At 57.9% G+C, this 17,033-nt stretch carries 13 protein-coding genes; 6 read left to right on the top strand and 7 right to left on the bottom strand.

Going from position 1 to position 17,033, the window contains the following annotated elements:
* Positions 1-10: 10 nt before the first annotated feature.
* The 5 genes from M0412_RS12795 (at position 11) to amyA (ending at position 6,550) form a co-directional block, all read left to right on the top strand.
* Positions 11-778 (top strand): LamB/YcsF family protein, encoded by a 768-nt coding sequence (locus M0412_RS12795; RefSeq protein ID WP_269698883.1) that lies wholly within the window; start codon positions 11-13, stop codon positions 776-778.
* A 12-nt stretch (positions 779-790) separates the two neighbouring features.
* Entirely contained in the window at positions 791-1,600 is an 810-nt protein-coding gene (locus M0412_RS12790; RefSeq protein ID WP_269698882.1) for a putative hydro-lyase, read from the top strand.
* A 7-nt stretch (positions 1,601-1,607) separates the two neighbouring features.
* A complete protein-coding gene (locus M0412_RS12785) occupies positions 1,608-3,203 on the top strand; it encodes a 5-oxoprolinase/urea amidolyase family protein (protein WP_269698881.1) in 1,596 nt (531 codons plus the stop codon).
* A gap of 17 nt (positions 3,204-3,220) precedes the next feature.
* Complete coding sequence (locus tag M0412_RS12780) at positions 3,221-4,951, top strand: biotin carboxylase N-terminal domain-containing protein (protein WP_142841735.1); 1,731 nt, start codon at positions 3,221-3,223, stop codon at positions 4,949-4,951.
* Positions 4,952-5,062: 111 nt separating this feature from the next.
* On the top strand, positions 5,063-6,550 hold the full coding sequence (gene amyA, locus M0412_RS12775) for an alpha-amylase (protein WP_269698880.1): 1,488 nt from the start codon (positions 5,063-5,065) through the stop codon (positions 6,548-6,550).
* 23 nt (positions 6,551-6,573) lie between these two features.
* On the opposite strand, the gene soxR is transcribed toward amyA, so the two are convergent.
* Entirely contained in the window at positions 6,574-7,029 is a 456-nt protein-coding gene (soxR, locus tag M0412_RS12770) for a redox-sensitive transcriptional activator SoxR (protein WP_142841737.1), read from the bottom strand.
* A 159-nt stretch (positions 7,030-7,188) separates the two neighbouring features.
* Positions 7,189-9,297, bottom strand: coding sequence for a TonB-dependent siderophore receptor (locus M0412_RS12765; protein ID WP_269698879.1), 2,109 nt, complete (start codon positions 9,295-9,297; stop codon positions 7,189-7,191).
* A gap of 147 nt (positions 9,298-9,444) precedes the next feature.
* Between M0412_RS12765 and M0412_RS12760 the strand changes: the two genes are divergently transcribed.
* Complete coding sequence (locus tag M0412_RS12760) at positions 9,445-10,914, top strand: glycosyl transferase family protein (protein WP_269698878.1); 1,470 nt, start codon at positions 9,445-9,447, stop codon at positions 10,912-10,914.
* Between the two features lie 19 nt (positions 10,915-10,933).
* Here M0412_RS12760 and M0412_RS12755 read toward each other — a convergent pair whose 3' ends face one another.
* The 5 genes from M0412_RS12755 to repA all read right to left on the bottom strand — a co-directional run bounded on the left by M0412_RS12755 (position 10,934) and on the right by repA (position 16,905).
* Positions 10,934-12,133 carry a low temperature requirement protein A gene (locus M0412_RS12755; RefSeq protein ID WP_269698877.1) on the bottom strand — a complete coding sequence of 400 codons (1,200 nt, stop codon included), beginning with the start codon at positions 12,131-12,133 and terminating at the stop codon, positions 10,934-10,936.
* A 394-nt stretch (positions 12,134-12,527) separates the two neighbouring features.
* Positions 12,528-12,740: a hypothetical protein gene (locus M0412_RS12750; protein WP_142841742.1), complete on the bottom strand. Its 213-nt coding sequence runs from the start codon at positions 12,738-12,740 to the stop codon at positions 12,528-12,530.
* 477 nt (positions 12,741-13,217) lie between these two features.
* On the bottom strand, positions 13,218-14,495 hold the full coding sequence (gene repC / locus M0412_RS12745) for a plasmid replication protein RepC (protein WP_269699516.1): 1,278 nt from the start codon (positions 14,493-14,495) through the stop codon (positions 13,218-13,220).
* A gap of 185 nt (positions 14,496-14,680) precedes the next feature.
* Positions 14,681-15,694, bottom strand: a complete 1,014-nt coding sequence (repB, locus tag M0412_RS12740; protein ID WP_142841744.1) for a plasmid partitioning protein RepB — start codon at positions 15,692-15,694, stop codon at positions 14,681-14,683.
* Entirely contained in the window at positions 15,691-16,905 is a 1,215-nt protein-coding gene (gene repA, locus M0412_RS12735) for a plasmid partitioning protein RepA (protein WP_142841745.1), read from the bottom strand. The genes repB and repA overlap by 4 nt, the downstream gene beginning before the upstream one ends.
* Between the last annotated feature and the right edge of the window lie 128 nt (positions 16,906-17,033).

The following is a 17,033-nucleotide window of genomic DNA, read 5'->3' as shown; positions in this document are numbered from 1 at the left end:
GGAGGCAAACATGGCCGCTATCGATCTCAACAGCGATCTTGGCGAAAGTTACGGCGCGTGGCGCATGGGTGATGACGAGGCGATGCTTGCCATCGTTTCCAGCGCCAATATCGCCTGCGGATTTCACGCAGGTGACCCGGCCGGCATCTACCGCACGGTCAAGGCCGCTGCCGAAAAAGGCGTGGTCGTCGGCGCCCATGTCTCCTATCCGGACCGCGTCGGCTTCGGCCGCCGCGATCTGGACGCAACCTCGGAAGAACTGATTGCCGACGTCATCTACCAGATCGGCGCGCTGAAAGGCGTTGCCGCCGCTGCCGGCACCACGGTGCGTTACGTCAAGCCGCATGGCGCACTTTACAACCGCATCGCCAATGACGCGAAACAGGGACAGGCCGTCATTGATGGCATCAAGGCCATCGATCCGTCGCTGGTCCTGATGGGCCTTGCCAATGCCCCCATCCTCGATCTTGCCCGCAAGGCGGGCCTTTCTGTCGTCGCCGAAGCCTTTGCCGACCGCGCCTATACGCCTGAAGGCCAGCTGGTGTCGCGCCGGGAAGCCGGTGCGGTATTGCATGACGCAGCAAAAATCGCCGACCGTATGGTTCAGCTTGCCCGCGAGGGTACGCTGGAGGCGATCGATGGCAGCATCATAAAAATCGAAGCGCAATCCATCTGCGTGCATGGCGACAGCCCGGGCGCTGTCGCCATCGCCCAGGAAATTCGCCGTCGTTTCGAGGCTGATGGCATCGACATCCGCTCCTTCGCATCCAATCGCTGAAAGGGGTAGTCAATGACGATACCAACATCCTATCTCAACCATACCGACGCCGAAGTCGCCCGAAAGGCTCGCGCCACCTACCGCGACGGCCTCGTCGCCCCCACTTCCGGCATTGCGCCCGGCTTCACGCAGGCGAACATGATCGTGCTGCCGCGCGACTGGGCCTTCGATTTCCTGCTCTATGCGCAGCGCAATCCAAAACCTTGCCCGGTGCTCGATGTCTCTGATCCCGGCTCGCCCACCACGCTTCTCGCGCCCGGCGCTGATCTGAGAACCGACTTGCCGCTTTACCGCATCTGGCGGGACGGCAAGCTTGCCGAGGAAACCGCCGATGCCACCGCCGCCTGGGCGGAGCGCGATGATCTCGTTGCCTTCCTGATAGGCTGCAGCTTCACCTTCGAAACGCCGATGGTGGAAGCGGGTATCGAAATCCGCCACATGACCGACAAGAGCAATGTGCCGATGTACCTCACCAACCGACCTTGCCGCCCGGCCGGCCGGCTGAAGGGCAACATGGTTGTTTCCATGCGGCCGATCCCGGCATCACGCGTCGCCGATGCGGCCACCATTTCCGGACGTTTTCCGGCGGTGCATGGCGCACCCGTGCATGTCGGCGCGCCGGAAGAAATTGGCATCACCGACCTCGCAAAACCTGATTTCGGTGATGCTGTTCGGATTGAGCCGGGCGAAGTTCCGGTATTCTGGGCCTGCGGCGTGACCCCACAGGCCGCCGTGATGGCATCGGGTGTTCCATTTGCCATTACCCATGCGCCGGGCCACATGTTCATCACCGATATTCCCGACACTGCCTATCACGCGTGAGGATATGATGCGTTTTCTCCCCGTCAGCCTCACCACAATCCTTGTCGAACTCGCCGATCTCGATGAAACGCTGGCGCTGTTCGCCTCGCTTCAGAACGATCCGGTCGAAGGCATTGAAGAGACGGTGCCGGCTGCCCGTACCCTGATGATCCGTTTCCGCCCTGAGAAAATCGATGCCGAAGCGCTGGCCGCGCGGCTGGCAAGTCGCGATCTCTCGGCAAAAATCGCGCCTTCGGACAATCTCGTGGAAATCCCCGTCCATTATAATGGCGAGGATCTCGCAGACGTTGCCGAACTGACCGGCATGAGCATCGAAGAGGTGATCCGCCGCCATACCGAAAGCGAATTCACCGTGGCCTTCTGCGGGTTTGCGCCCGGTTTCGGTTATCTGGTCGGCGGCGATCCGGCCCTGCATGTGCCACGCCGGCAAAGCCCGCGCACCCGTATTCCCGCCGGCTCGGTGGCGCTGGCCGGCGCTTTCAGCGGCGTCTACCCACAAAACAGTCCCGGCGGCTGGCAGATCATCGGTACCACGCCGGTCAAGATGTGGGACATTGACCGCGACCCCGGTGCTCTTTTCCAGCCGGGTTATCGCGTGCGTTTCTTCGACATGGACAAGGCCGGCAGAAAAGTTGATATCCCCGCCCCGGCCGCGCGCGGCTCCGAGAATGCGCCGACAAAAGACGGTCCGCATTTCGAGGTGCTAACCGCGCCGATGCCCGCCATCTTCCAGGATCTTGGCCGTTTCGGCCAGACCGGGCAGGGTGTTTCCGCCTCCGGCGCTCTGGATCGCGGCGCGTTTAATGCCGCAAACCGCATCGTCGGCAATCCGGTCAACACGCCCTGTCTTGAACTGACGCTTGGCGGTTTCTCCTTCAAAAGCGCAAGCCGCATCGTCATCGGTATAACCGGTGCGCCCTGCCCCGTTACCATCACTACCGCGGATCGCAGTTTCGCGGCCAAGACCCCTGGTCTGGTCTCCCTCGAGCCCGGCGATATTGTTGCCTTCGGCCAGCCGCCGAAGGGAATGCGCTGTTATCTTGCCGTGCGCGGCGGTTTTGATGTCGAGCCGGTGCTCGGCAGTTTCGCAACGGATACACTGGCTGTTGTCGGCCCGGAACCCGTGGGTACAGGTGCAATCCTGCCGCTCAAGGGCGAGAAGTCTGGTCTTTCCAGTGTGTCGATCGATGAGGTTTCGGCCTTTGATCCTCCGGCAACCGGCGAGGTCGTGACACTGGATGTCGTTCTCGGCCCCCGCACCGACTGGTTCACACAGAAAGGTATCGAGACCCTGACCGGCCAGCTCTGGCAGGTCACGCCGCAATCAAACCGGGTGGGCATCCGCCTTGCCGGCGACGTGGCAGTGGAACGTAAGGACAGCGCCGAATTGCCGAGCGAAGGCACAGCGACCGGGGCGATCCAGATTCCCCATAGCGGCCAGCCGGTTCTATTCCTTGCCGATCACCCCTTGACCGGCGGTTATCCCGTCATCGGCGCGGTAGCGGAATATCATCTCGATCTTGCCGGGCAAATCCCCGTCAACGCCAAAATCAAGTTCCGCCCGATCGGCCCCTTCGCCGAAATCGCGACCAAAAACACATAATTTCGAGGAGAAGAGCGATGAAAAAAGTGCTGATTGCCAATCGCGGCGAGATCGCCGTGCGCATCATCCGCGCATGTCGCGATTACGGCCTGCAATCGGTCGCCGTTTATGCCGATCCAGACCAGGATGCGCTTTTCGTCCGGCTGGCGGATGAGGCATATGCGCTGGAGGGCGTGCGCCCTGCCGAGACCTATCTCGATATCACCAAGCTGATCGCAATTGCCAAACGCGCCGGCGCCGATGCCGTGCATCCCGGTTACGGCTTCCTGTCCGAACGCGCCGAATTTGCGCAAGCTGTTCTCGATGCCGGACTGATCTGGATCGGTCCCGATCCTCACGTCATCGAAGCATTGGGAGACAAGGTCGAGGCGCGGCGCATCGCCACCGGCGTCGGCGCGCCGCTGGTTGCCGGCAGCGACGGCCCGGTTTCTTCCGCAGCCGAAGTCACTGCCTTTGCCGAAGAGTACGGCCTGCCCGTCGCGATCAAGGCGGCGCATGGCGGCGGCGGGCGCGGCCTTAAAGTGGCGTGGAAGATGGAGGAGATTGCCGATCTCTATGAATCCGCCGTGCGCGAGGCGACAGCCGCTTTTGGCCGTGGCGAGTGTTTTCTGGAACGCTTTCTCGACCGCCCACGCCACATTGAGGCACAGGTTATCGCTGACAAGCACGGCAATGTACTGGTGCTCGGCACCCGCGACTGCTCGCTGCAGCGCCGGAACCAGAAACTGATCGAGGAGGCTCCTGCCCCCTTCCTCTCCGACGAGCAACGCCGGAAAATCCATGACGCCGCCAAGGCAATCTGTGCCGCAGCCGGTTATTCCGGCGCCGGCACCGTCGAATTCCTGCTCGGCGTTGATGGCACGATTTCCTTCCTCGAGGTCAATACGCGCCTGCAGGTGGAACATCCCGTTACCGAAGAAACCACCGGCATTGATCTCGTCATTGAGCAGTTCCGTATTGCTGAAGGCCACAAGCTTCGTGTGCTTGAAACACCGGAACCGCGCGGCCACTCCATGGAATTCCGCATCAATGCCGAAGATCCCGGCCGCGGCTTTCTGCCGACGCCCGGCTCGATCTCGGTTTTCGATGCGCCCTCCGGCCCCGGCATTCGCATGGATAGCGGCGTTGTCAGTGGCTCCAGCGTGCCTGGTGTGTTCGATTCGCTGATGGCGAAGCTCATCGTCACCGGTGTGGATCGCGATCAGGTTCTGCGTCGTGCCCGCCGCGCGCTCAAGGAATTCCGCATCGAGGGTATCGCCACCGTTCTGCCATTCCATCGCGCCGCAATCGAGACGGATGATTTCATCGGCACGGATGGTTTCAAGGTTCATACCCGCTGGATCGAGACCGATTTCGCCGCCATGCCCGACGCCATGGAGCGCCCGGCACCGGCCGATGACCCGTCGATAACCCGCACCTTTCTGGAAATCGACGGCAAGCGCGTCTCCGTCGGACTGCCGAGCCTGCTGCTATCAGGGCTTGGTGCCGTCAGCGGCGGGAATACGGCTGCTCCCGGTGCTGCGATCAAGGAAAAGGAAGGCGAAATCATTGCCCCCGTTTCCGGCACCCTGCAATCTTTCAAGGTGAAAGACGGTGATGTGGTTTCCGAAGGCGATCTGCTGGCCGTCATGGAAGCCATGAAGATGGAGACACAAATTGTCGCCACCAAGGCCGGAAAAGTGCGCCTGATCGTCAAGGAAGGCGACTATCTGCAGGCGGGCGCAGCCCTCCTCGACATAGCCGGCTAATATACGTCGGATCTGCCGGCCTCACAATTGCAGATCGCGCATCTCCGGCGGCGGAACCCTTTCGCCGCCGGGCCGTTTATGGCGCGACCTGCTAACCATCGTGAGGGAAATATGGCCGGACGCACCTTGCTTCAATTCTTCCATTGGTATTATCCGGACGGAGGGAAATTATGGAGCGAGGTGGCCGAAAAGGCCGAAAGCCTTGCCAAAATGGGCATCACCGATATCTGGCTGCCACCGGCCTATAAAGGCGCTGCCGGTGGTTATTCGGTCGGGTACGATACCTACGATCTCTTTGACCTCGGTGAATTCGACCAGAAGGGCACCGTCGCAACCAAATACGGTGATCGCGCCGCCCTTGAACACGCCGGCCGGACGCTGAAGGAAAACGGTATCCGTGTCATCCATGATGTGGTTCTCAACCACAAGATGGGGGCGGATGAGAAAGAGAAAGTTCGGGTTCGCCGCGTCAATCCCGAAGACCGCACTGATATCGACGACGAGGATTTTCAGGCGCTCGCCTATACCAAATTCACTTTTCCCGGGCGAAAAGGCGCACATTCCAAGTTCATTTGGGATTTGAAATGCTTCAGCGGCGTGGACCACATCGAGGAGCCGACTGAAGACGGCATTTTTCGTCTCGTCAACGAATATGGCGATGGCGAGTGGAACGAAGAGGTCGATCAGGAAAACGGCAATTTCGACTATCTGATGGGCGCTGACGTCGAGTTCAGAAATCGGGCGGTTTACGAGGAGCTCAAATATTGGGGCCGATGGCTCTCCGAGCAGGTGCAGGTCGATGGCTTCCGTCTGGATGCCGCCAAACATATTCCAGCATGGTTCTTCCGCGACTGGGTCGGCCATATGCGTGAGACTGTCGATCCCGATCTTTTTGTCGTGGCGGAATATTGGCATCCCGATATCGACGCGCTGAAAAGCTATCTTGAACTGGTCGACAAGCAGTTGATGCTTTTTGACGTTGCCCTTCACCATCGCTTCCACGACGCAGCAAAACAGGGTGGCGATTTCGACATGCGCAGTATCTTCGACGGCTCGCTGGTAGCGGCCGTTCCCGACCATGCCGTCACGCTGGTCGACAATCATGACACGCAGCCGCTGCAATCACTGGAAGCGCCGGTGGAACCCTGGTTCAAACCGCTGGCCTATGCGATCATTCTGCTGCGTGAAGAGGGCGTTCCCTGCGTCTTTTATCCGGATTTGTTCGGCACGAGTTACACCGACACCGGCAATGACGGCAACGAGCACAAAATCGACATTCCAGCGATCGAATGCCTGCCGAAGCTCATTGAAGCGCGCAGCCGTTTCGCCAACGGTTCGCAGACGGACATTCTCGATGATCCAAGCTGCATAGCCTTTATTCGCCACGGCACTGCCGATGCCCCGGGCTGCGTTGTGGTGATGTCGAACGGCGAACCGGCGGAAAAGCAGATTGATCTCGGACCGGACCATGCAGGCACGGTCTGGCGGGACTTTCTGGAGCATCGAGACGAAAAAATCACCCTCGACGATAGCGGCAGCGGCGTCTTCCCCACCAATGGCGGCAGCGTCAGTGTATGGGTTTCAGCCGAAGCCGAGTGAGGGCAACCACGAGGAAATATCCCTCATTCACCGGGTACGAGACGGCGCGGACCTGCGCCGTCATCGGCCAGGACATCGTTCGGATTGCGTAGCGGACAATCGTCCAAAGAAAGGCAACCGCAACCGATGCAGCCGGTAAGCTGGTCGCGCAGCATCACCAGATTGTTGATGCGAAGCTGAAGCATCTCCCGCCAGGACTGTGAGAACCGTCGCCAGTCCGCCGCCGTCGCTACCCGATCCTGTGGCAAATCCGCCATCGCATCCCTGATGATGCTGAGCTGGATACCGGCCCGCTGGGCGATTCGGATGATGGCTATACGCCGAAGGACGGCGCGATGATAACGGCGCTGATTACCGGCAGTACGCCAGCCCTCGATCAAGCCCTTTGCTTCGTAAAAATGGATGGTGGAAACCGCAACGCCGCTACGATGGGCAACCTCCCCCACCGTCAGGCTATGCTTGAACACGGTACTTTCCATTCTGGCTCCTGTTTCCGGAACGATTTCCGCTCGGAAACGCGGAAACTCGTTGAAGAGCAGCCGGTATAATTCCTCAACTATAGTTGAGGTCAATAGGTGGATGGTCAAAAAAAGAGGCGCCCGGTGGGCGCCCCTTCAAATCCTGCAAACAAGGCGTGATCAGAACTTCGCCGTCATGCTGATCCAGAAACGTCGGCCTTCCATGACGGTGTTGAAATCATCAGTGCCGACATCCTTGTCGAAGACGTTGTAGACCGCAGCGTTAAGATCGACATTTTCGGCAACCGCATATTTCGCACCGATATCGAGGGTGGTGTAGGCCTCATATTTGCGCCCGGCCTTACCATTGATCGTCACCGGCGTACCATTGGTGCCGATACGCGGTCCGGCATTGATTTCCGATCCGTGATAGTTGATCGAGGCCCAGGCTTCTAGACCATCGATCGGTGTCACCCAGTCACCCCGCAGATTGGCCATATGCTCCGGTGTCCGCGCCAGCGGGAAACCTTCATAATCACCGGTTTTCTGCTCGGAATGAGTATAGGTGTAGTTACCGCGCAGCGTCAGTTCCGGCGTCGCATACCAGGTTGCCGTCAACTCCACACCCTGAATCACCGCATCGTCGATATTGTAGTTATACCAGAGGCGATAATTGCGGTCCTCGCTCCAGCGGGCAGGCGTTCCATCCGGATTGAGCACCAGCGCGTTGGAAATCTTGTCCTTGAAATCGGTGTAGAAATAGGTAGCGCCAAGAGCGACATCGCCATTGTCCCAGAGTGCGGCCACTTCGTAGCTCGTGCTCTTTTCCGCCTCCAGGTTTGGATCGCCGATAATCACGCCGCAAGTGCCACTCGGACCATAGGTGCAACCACCGCCGCCGGTCGTATAGGCATAGCCCGGCGCGACCTGGCGGATTTCAGGCGCACGGAAACCGGTGGAAATGCCGCCCTTGATGGTCAGCTCCTCCGTCGCACTCCAGACACCATAAAGGCGCGGACTGAAATGATTGCCGTATTTTTCATGGTTATCGAGACGCAGACCACCGGTCAGCGCGAAATTATCGACAATGCGCCACTCATCCTCGACAAAAAGCGCCCATTGGGTTGCCGAGAATGTTTCGTCGAGATTGGTGCGGCGTCCGGGGTTCTGGTCCGTAAGACGCGCCTCAAAATATTGGCCGCCCGTCACCAGCGTGTGGTTTCCGTACAATTCGAAGGGCGTGGTGAACTTGCCGTCCAGAACGGTATTGCGCACTTCCGGCGAGCGCGGATTTTCGGTCACACGTCCCGTGCGGATATTTCGGGTGAAATTGGTGCGCTCCGCCCATTCCTGCTGGAAGGAGAATTCGGATGTGGTCGGCCCCCAGCGGCCGGTATGCGACAAGGACCAATGGTCGCGCGTATTGGTGTTGTAGGTGCCGTTGGCGTCAGTCGCCGCCAGCGTGTCGCCAGGCTCTGCGCTGCGGCGAAGCCGCGTCTTGCCACCGTCGAGATAGATGTCGTGGTCTTCATTCGGCGTAAACGTCAGACGGCCGTTGAAGTCATATTCCTTGGCGCCCGTGGTGCCGTTGAGGACGCTATCTTCGCCGCGTGTGAAGCCCCTGCCCCAGACCTGCAGGCCCAGCTGGTCTTTCAGGATCGGCCCATTGGCATACCAGGAGACCTGGCCGCTATTGCCGAATTTGGAATGCTGCTGAACCGTACCCTCGGTGGTGACGGAGCCGGACCAGACATCGCCAACCTTACGGGTGATGATGTTGATGACGCCGCCCATCGCATCTGAACCATAAAGCGAGGACATCGGCCCACGCACGACCTCGATGCGCTCAATCGCCGAAACCGGCGGCACGAAGCTCTGTTCGAAACCGGAATTACCGTTAGTGCGGGCATCGCGGGTGCTCTGCCGCTTGCCGTCAACGAGGACCAGCGTGTAAGCGCCGGGCAATCCGCGAATGAAAATATCCTTTTCATTGGCGATGCCGGTGACAGACACACCCTGCACTTCACGCAGAGCATCCGTCAGATCGCGATAGGATCCCTTTTCCAGATCCTCGCGCGTGACAACGGTGATGCTGGCAGGCGCATCCTTCACATTCTGCTCGAAGCCGGATGCAGTGACGACGATCTGCTGGAGAACCGTCGTTCCATCGGATGCCTGCTGCGCATAAACGGGCAGAGCAAAGCCCAGCGCCGTTCCGGCCATTGCTGCCGAAAGACCGGCCTTTATTATTGTCGCAGCGTTGTTCCGGCCGCGGTACTTCAATTCCATGTTACGCCCCCGCATTTAACTTGAGAATTTAACCCCACTTATTTAGGAGGGAGTGCGGGCGCAATGCGTTTGTTTTCGAAACATTCTAAATTCCAGAAATTGCAAAAAGGGCTCCTCCACTCAGCGGCGGAGTAAAAAAATCGCAAGATGACAACCGGCAAGAGAAAAGAACAATCAGCTTCCCCGACAAAGCCAGACAGGCTTGGACAGCTGAAATTACTTGTCGCTTTCGACGCGTTGCTGCGGGAAGGCAGTGTCAGCCGAGCCGCGGCCGGTATGGGAATGCCTGTTTCCTCGATGAGCCGCATATTGCAGCAGCTGCGGGAGAAATACGGGGACCAGCTGTTTTTACGCACCGGCCAGGGCCTGCGTCCGACCCCCTTTGCCGAGAACATGCGGTTGCGGATCCGCTCGCTGGCAGCGGAAGCGGATAACCTGATCGATTACTCACGGGAGAAACCGGAACTACCCGCCGCTGCCAATAAAAGTGGCTGGGAACGGCCGGTGCTGATGAAGGCGCCACCGCTTTCACTTCGCCCGAGCGTTGCGCTGGAAGGCCAGCCGACACCGGAAAACATCGCTGATCGTCTCGCCCGTATCGGCCACAATGCCGATCCGCAGCAGCGGCTTGCCAAATATATCGCGACCTCGGCAATGGGCATCGGCAATAGCCGCCCGCTCAGCCAGGAGGAGGCGATGGATGCGCTGTCGATCATTCTCGACGGCAATGCCGATCCGATCCAAATCGGGGCGCTGCTTGCAACCATGCATTATCGCGGTGGGACCGCAGCGGAGCTTGCCGGTTTCATTGAAGCCATGTGGCAGCATATAGAAAGAGACCGGCAGCGGCCTGCCGCCGTTGATCTCGACTGGCCGGCCTATATGTCGCCCAAACATCGTGACGCACCCTGGTTCCTGCATTCCGCCCGCCTCGTTTCCATGGCGGGATACAGCGTTTTGTTGCACGGCCATGTGGGTCAGGGGGAAAATGGCGGCAAGCTCGAACTTGCAGCTGAAGCCTGTGGAATTCCCCTCTGCCATTCCCTTTCGCAGGCGGCCGAGGCCACAGCCTCGGAACGGATCGCCTATTTGCCGATTGGCGGCCTGTCTCTGCAGTTCCAGAGCCTGCTTGGCCTGCACGGCATTCTGGAAATGCGCCTGCCGCTCAATACGGTCGTGCATCTTCTCAATCCGCTGCGCGCCAGAAGCGCCATCATCGGTGTCGCCCGCCCCTCCTATCAGGAGCTTCACCGCGACACTGCACGGCTACTTTCGGTGGAAAACCTCGCCATCCTCGGCAATACGCGGGATTTTGCGCAATTCACGCCGTTTCGCAGCACCCGGATTTTTGGCCTTTCCAAAGGCAAGGATGTAGAATTCGTCATTCCAGCCCGCGAAACGCCACCGGCCGAAATGCCGACCATGTTCACCAGCTTCGAATATTGGCGGGCAGTCTGGACGGGGGCAGCCAGAGACGAAAGGGCGGAAACCACCATCATCTCCACGGCTGCAATCGCGCTGATGCTGGTCAACGACATGACCATGCCATTTGAAGAGGCCTATGCCCGCAGCCTGCGGCTGTGGCACGACCGGGCGCGTAATTTCGTCAATGTCTGAAAGCTCGGGGCCTGAAAGCTCAGGCGTTGGCGACTGATTTTTTCAGTGCCAGATACTCCCACACGGCAACGAGCAGCAGGACGCCCGTGCTCGCCAGTTGCAGAATATAAAGCGGTATGCCCGGCACCGGCAAAAGCAGGCAGAGCGCCACCAAACCGGCAAAATGCGAGACGGGCCGCTGGTAAGTGGCGGCAATCTTGACACCGATATTGCCGGCCAGAAACAAAACCGGGCCGCCAAGAATAGCGATCGCCTCCCTCAACGTTGCGCTCTCCCAGGCATGGGAAAGGCTGAAATCCTCTCCCACAGCCGTCAGGATAATGCCTGCCACGATAGGCAGGTGGCCATAGTTGAAAAGATTATGGGCGATCTTCGCTTTCTCTTTGGCGTTCTCAGCCTTTCTGGACGCTTCCTCCTGCCCGTGATGGAAATAAATCCACCACATCACTACGGTGCTGACGAAGGCCGAGCAGAAAACAATGAATGTTAGGGTCGAATTCATATATTCGGTGGCCGTGCGGCCGGTGGTGAGAATGGTTTCGCCAAGGCAGATGATCACGAACAGAGCACAGCGCTCTGCCAGGTGTTCGCCGGAAAGATGCAGCCGGTCCTCGTCGCTGGATGCCACACCCGGCACCACATAACGGCAGGCCGGCCCCGCATATTCGATCGCCAATGCCACACCCCATAGGAGAATACGGTCCGTTAGATCGACCAGCCCGCCGGCCAGCCAGAACAGGCTTGATATGACGAGCCAGATCGTCACGCGCACGAAAACCAGAAACGACTGCCGGTCTTCTCCCTTGAAAGCATAGAGCGCAAAAAGGCTCCGCCCCACCTGCATGGTGCTGTAGATGAGGGCGAAAACGAACCCCTGTTCCGCAAAAGCTTCCGGCAGAGCGATGGCCAGCAGAACCCCACCGAACATCAGGACAAAGAGGAGAATCCGGACCGGCTCCTTTTCCGTATTCAGCAGATTGGTGATCCAGGTGGTGTGTATCCACAGCCACCATAACGACAATATCAGAATGCCTGCCTCAAGCGCAGCCGTTGGCCCGAAATCCTTTGCCAATGCATGCGAGAGCTGGATGAGCGCGAAGACAAAAACCAGATCAAAAAACAACTCGGGGAAAGTCGCCTTTTCAGCGTCCTGTCCTTCCCGCCTGATCCAGCTTTCCGCAGCCGGCGTGCACCCGGAGATCTTTGTTTCAGTTCCCATTCTGCTTCTGCGCCTGTTCGTGAACTATAAAGTCGCTGCCCCTCTCATCGTTGTGAGAGATCAGCGTCCACGCCAAATGTATCTAGGCTCGAAGTTCGTCCGGGAAACTCGAGCGCGCGCGCACTGTCTGGATAAAAGCGCGGCCCTACCATTCTTATCTTCCTGCCCAGGACGTCCGTAATATAATCGGGTGCGGCAGATGCCTTAGAGAATGTGACGTTCCGGGCATTATCATGCTCCAGCGTGCTGACCTCGATGGGCTGAGCAACTACCGGCAACGCCGTCACGCAGATGAAGGATGCGGCGAGAAAAATTGACTTGGGCAACATCGGTCTATCCCTGGCGTAATTATTTGCGCCATAAACAGCCTGCACCCGTTTTTGTTCCGACGCTGTCAGGCCTCTCCGTCGAGATAGCTGCGATATTGCACATAATCAGCGCTTGGTTGCCCATCGACAATTTCAGGCGGCCGGCCCGTGCCTCCAGTCAGATAGCCAGCGCTTTCGAGCTCCGCTTTCAAGAGCGTCTCAATCGCCACGTGCCGGGGCAAGGCATTGTCCGCCATATAAAGAGCAACGGCCAGCTCCATATCGTCTGGGAAAATCATGGGCGCGGCGTTCCTTTTCAACAATCAGGCGGAAACGCGTAATGACGTCGAAGGTTCAATCCTGCCGATTTGTGCCTGCATTTCCGGCCAGCAATCGTCTGCAAAATGATTGCCTCTGGCCGCTACCAAAACATCGTGAGCAACAGTTTTGGACGCCAGTTAAAGGGCTTCCCCTTCTGCTTTTTGCGGGGGAATGAGACCTAAAATAACACGTATATGACCCAATCGGTACCGCTAGGCGACCAAAACACCTCGGACTCAAGCGATTGAAACCAATCGTTGAAAAACGCAAACGAAAGCTAAGTGGTATTTAACTTTCATTACCTTGCATTAACCATAGGGGTTCTCGTTGGCTGAATGCTGGTGTGTTTAACAGCAGCCTTGCCGCGAATCTCTCTGGGGTTCTGAAAACAGTGCAAATCTACCTGTGGACAGGCTTTTTCGCAAGCTTTCGCCATTTCCCCGGCGGTTCAGGTTTTACGCTCGCATGGTTGCCTCCAGCTTGTCTGTGCGACCGCGCAGCTGCGCCAGCAGCATGGCTTGAAGATCAAAACCACCCTCCTGTGCCTTCCGGGTCAGATTGCGGAGATATCCACCCAGCGAACTGATCTGCTCCGCCTTCTGCAGCAGGCAGGCAAGGATAGCCGCCGTCCCCTGTCGACCGAAGGCGGTAAGCGCATCCTGATAAGCCGACTGGCTGATGTTGAACATGGTTCTGATGACGGAGGTTGCCACCTCCAGATCGCGCCAGCCTGTCACAGCTCCGCCTGGGGCATAGAGCGAGATATCCGGGCAAGCCTTCAAAACCAAAACAATATCAGGAACAAAAAATTGCTTATGAACAACAGGCTTGAGCGGTGGTGGTGAAGTGTTTGCACTGGCAGGTGCCGCATATGCTGGCTGAGCTGCGGTGTTTGCGACCAGTGGAACCGTCGCCGGTTCACGCAAATCTTGCGGTTTAGATATGGATTCGGATTCTGAATTCTTTATGAGGCGCTCATTTTGGCAGTCATTGCCGCTCAAATCTTCGGATTTTTCAATATTTTCCAGATAGTTGGTCACTTCTGCGCGTATCGAGGCCAGAAAACCGGCGATTTCCTTGAGTTCAGCGGGTTTTGAATTGCGGCCAAGCGAGCGGGCAACGGCATTGTAGCGGGTCTGAAATCCTTCGACTGGTTCAGTCTGGCCGCTGGCGGCAATCATTTCGCAGAGTTTCTGGATATCACGGCGGCAAAGGCTGATGCTTTCGCGAAGCCGTTGAAGATCGAGCCGCTCGCGAATGATGCGTTCAGCCAGGTCTTCAATTTCCGCCTTGCGGGCAAGAAGCGGCGCCAGCGAGAAACCATAGGCTTCGCTGATCTCCCCTCCCCTGTGCTTGCGGGCGTAGCGTTTTCCGTTTGGACTATCTTTACGGATAATGAGACCGGCTTCGACGAGAGCCGAGAGATGCCGGCGCAACGTCTGTTCGGCCATACCATGGGCTCTCAGCGACAATTGCGTATTGGACGGGAAGACGACCAGACCGGCTTCGCTTGAGAGTTCGTTCTTCGGATAGAAACTCAAAAGCGCGTTCAAAACCGCAAGCGAGCGATCGGTCACGCCGAGCAATGGTCTTGCTTCACAGACCGAACGATAGAGTTTCCATTTATCGACCGCTTCGGTTTTAATGTTTTTCTGTGCGGCAAACTGAGTTGCGAGAACGCCAAACGACATCGCTCGCCGCCCAAAGGGCGTCGTTACATGTGTGCTGTCCATGTCTTTCACCTTTCACAAGGCAAAAGAAAATCGCTCACCGAAAAATTCGATGCCAAGACTCTTGACTATGATTCGCGGAAATGAGATTCTTTGGTTGCTTAGATCAAAGAAAGGCTTCCGTGCGGCAACGTTCGGGGGCTTTTTTCTTTTGTAATGCGTCTCCTGTTAGTCGTTCGAGTTAAAAATCACTGCTTGGATCGGTATTCGGCAAACAGCGCCTGAAGATGTTCCAGAACGAACTCGGCAAATTCCGGGGCTTCGTTCTTATCGATCGAGATATCCAGCTTGCGGTCGCTCTCAACCACCTTTGCCAATCGACCACCGGTTTCCGACGACCAGACACCGGCTTTTTTCGCCTGGGCTTTGGGCTTCAGGAAATCCAGAAGTGATTTGAATCTGTCTTCGGAGACAAGCGCCGCAACGGAAGGCTCCTTGACATAAGCGCGGGCAGCTTCCTTGACCTGCGACGAGGAAAGCTGATCGGCAAGATCCATCCAGTTACGGCGACCGACGCTGGGCGCGGGACCGATAAGATCGACCAGATCCTCCGGAATGCGGCCGACGACTGACAACATGTTGGAAAGATCGCCTTTATGCAGCGACATTGCCGCCATGATCGTATCACGGGGAAACCGCATCTGCAGTTTCTGGGCAAAGCGCGCCTTTTCGATATAGGTGAGATCGCGACGCTCGTTGTTTTCCTGTCCCTGTGCCACGACCAGCTGTTCATCACTAAGATCGCGAACGACGGCCTTGACCGGGATACCAAGGCTCGAGACGGCACGCAGACGGCGATGACCGAAGGCAACCTGATAGCGGCCCGGAAACTCGGGATGCGGGCGCACCAGAATGGGAACCTGCTGTCCCTGCTCGCGAATGGCTTCCACCAGACCTGCATCCGCTTCTTCGGAAGCCGGCATACGATCCGGTATGAACGAAGGATCAATATCGGCAGGATTGAGGGAAACGATCGTCAGACCCTCGGCGAGCCGCTTTTCGATCTCTTCAGCTCGCTTTGCACGTTCAGAAACTTCGTTCAGGGACTGGCCGATCATACCAACCGGTGAGTTGGCAACATCAGTCACCAGATCGGGAGAACCAAGGATGGGCCTGATGCGTGGCCGCGCCCGCTCAGTAGCTGCGTCGTTGTTGTCGGTAGCTGGTGTACCTAGATTTGCGAAAATCTGCTTTCTGCTCATGCTGCCCTACCCCACGCTTTTTTGATCAGTCCTTCGACTTCAGCGTTTACATTGTTCATGGCTTCCAGCGCGCGATCATAGGTCGAGCGGGTGAACTGGGTTCTCTCGACCTCGAAAAGCGTCTGGTTGGTCAACCCGGCGTCAGAGACAGCCGTGCTCTTCAGCATCGGATGATTGAGGACGTTTTCACCGAAGATCGAACGCAGGAAAGCAACCATCTGATTTTGCGGGCCGTCACTGGGTTCAAACCGGGTGATGAGATAACGCATCCAGTTATAATCGGATCGCGCACCTGCCCGGCCGATTTCGGCGAGCAGATCGCCGGTCATGGCGAGAAACTGGTTCATGGACATGACGTCCAGCATCTGCGGATGAACGGTGACGAGAACCGAGGTAGCTGCCGTCAATGCCGAAAGCGTCAGGTAACCGAGTTGCGGCGGGCAATCGATCACGACGACATCATAGAAATTCTGGGCCTGGGCGATTGCCTGACCGATGCGGGCAAAAAACAACGTGTCACCCGGAGCGCGACGCATCAGTGCGCGAGGCGTGTCGTGCTCGAACTCCATGAGCTCCAGATTGCCCGGAACGATGTGAAGGCCGGGAATATAGGTGCCACGAACGATCTCGGCGATCGGACGGCGTTCCTCGTCATAGCGGATCGCGCCATAGAGTGTTTCATTCGGGCCGACATCGATCTCCGGCTGATGACCGAAGAGAGCGGACAAACTGGCCTGAGGATCAAGGTCGATTGCGAGAACCCGATAACCGCGCAGCGCCAGATATTGCGCCAGATGCGCCGACGTCGTGGTCTTTCCGGAGCCGCCCTTGAAATTCATGACGGCGATAACCTGGAGTTCTTCGCCGTCACGACGGTGAGGCAGGTAGCGGCGTGTGCCACGTGCGCCCTGATCGAGAAGCTTTCTGATCTCATGCATGTCTTCAACGGAATAGGAGCGGCGGCCTGAGGCCTGTGCCGCGTCAAGTTCCGGACGCTCAGCTGCGATCTGGCGAAGATAAGCCTCGCCAATTCCAATCAGCCGCGCGGTTTCGGCAGGCGAGAAATGTCGCATGCTCTTTTCGGTGTGGGGTGAAAATGTATTTGCATTATGCGCCTGCAATTGGGCTGACAGTGCAGCCGAATGCTGTTGTATAAGGCCCGTCAGGTCGGGGGCCCCTGCAGCACGTCTTGAGTCGGCACTCTGTGTCATTTGTCTTCTTTCGCTCGATATCGCAGTGGCGGTTTTTTTCGAAAAAGGCGGTTTTTTCCGCAACTGAGATATAAGCGCCGATTCTCTTTTCGGCGCAATAGGCTTTTTTCCCGGTTGCGAAAGTGCCG

This window comes from Agrobacterium sp. O3.4, from assembly GCF_041414895.1.
Lineage (GTDB): Bacteria > Pseudomonadota > Alphaproteobacteria > Rhizobiales > Rhizobiaceae > Agrobacterium > Agrobacterium cucumeris.
The sequence above is the reverse complement of the archived record's forward strand: the minus strand, read 5'-3'. Positions and strand labels throughout refer to the sequence as shown.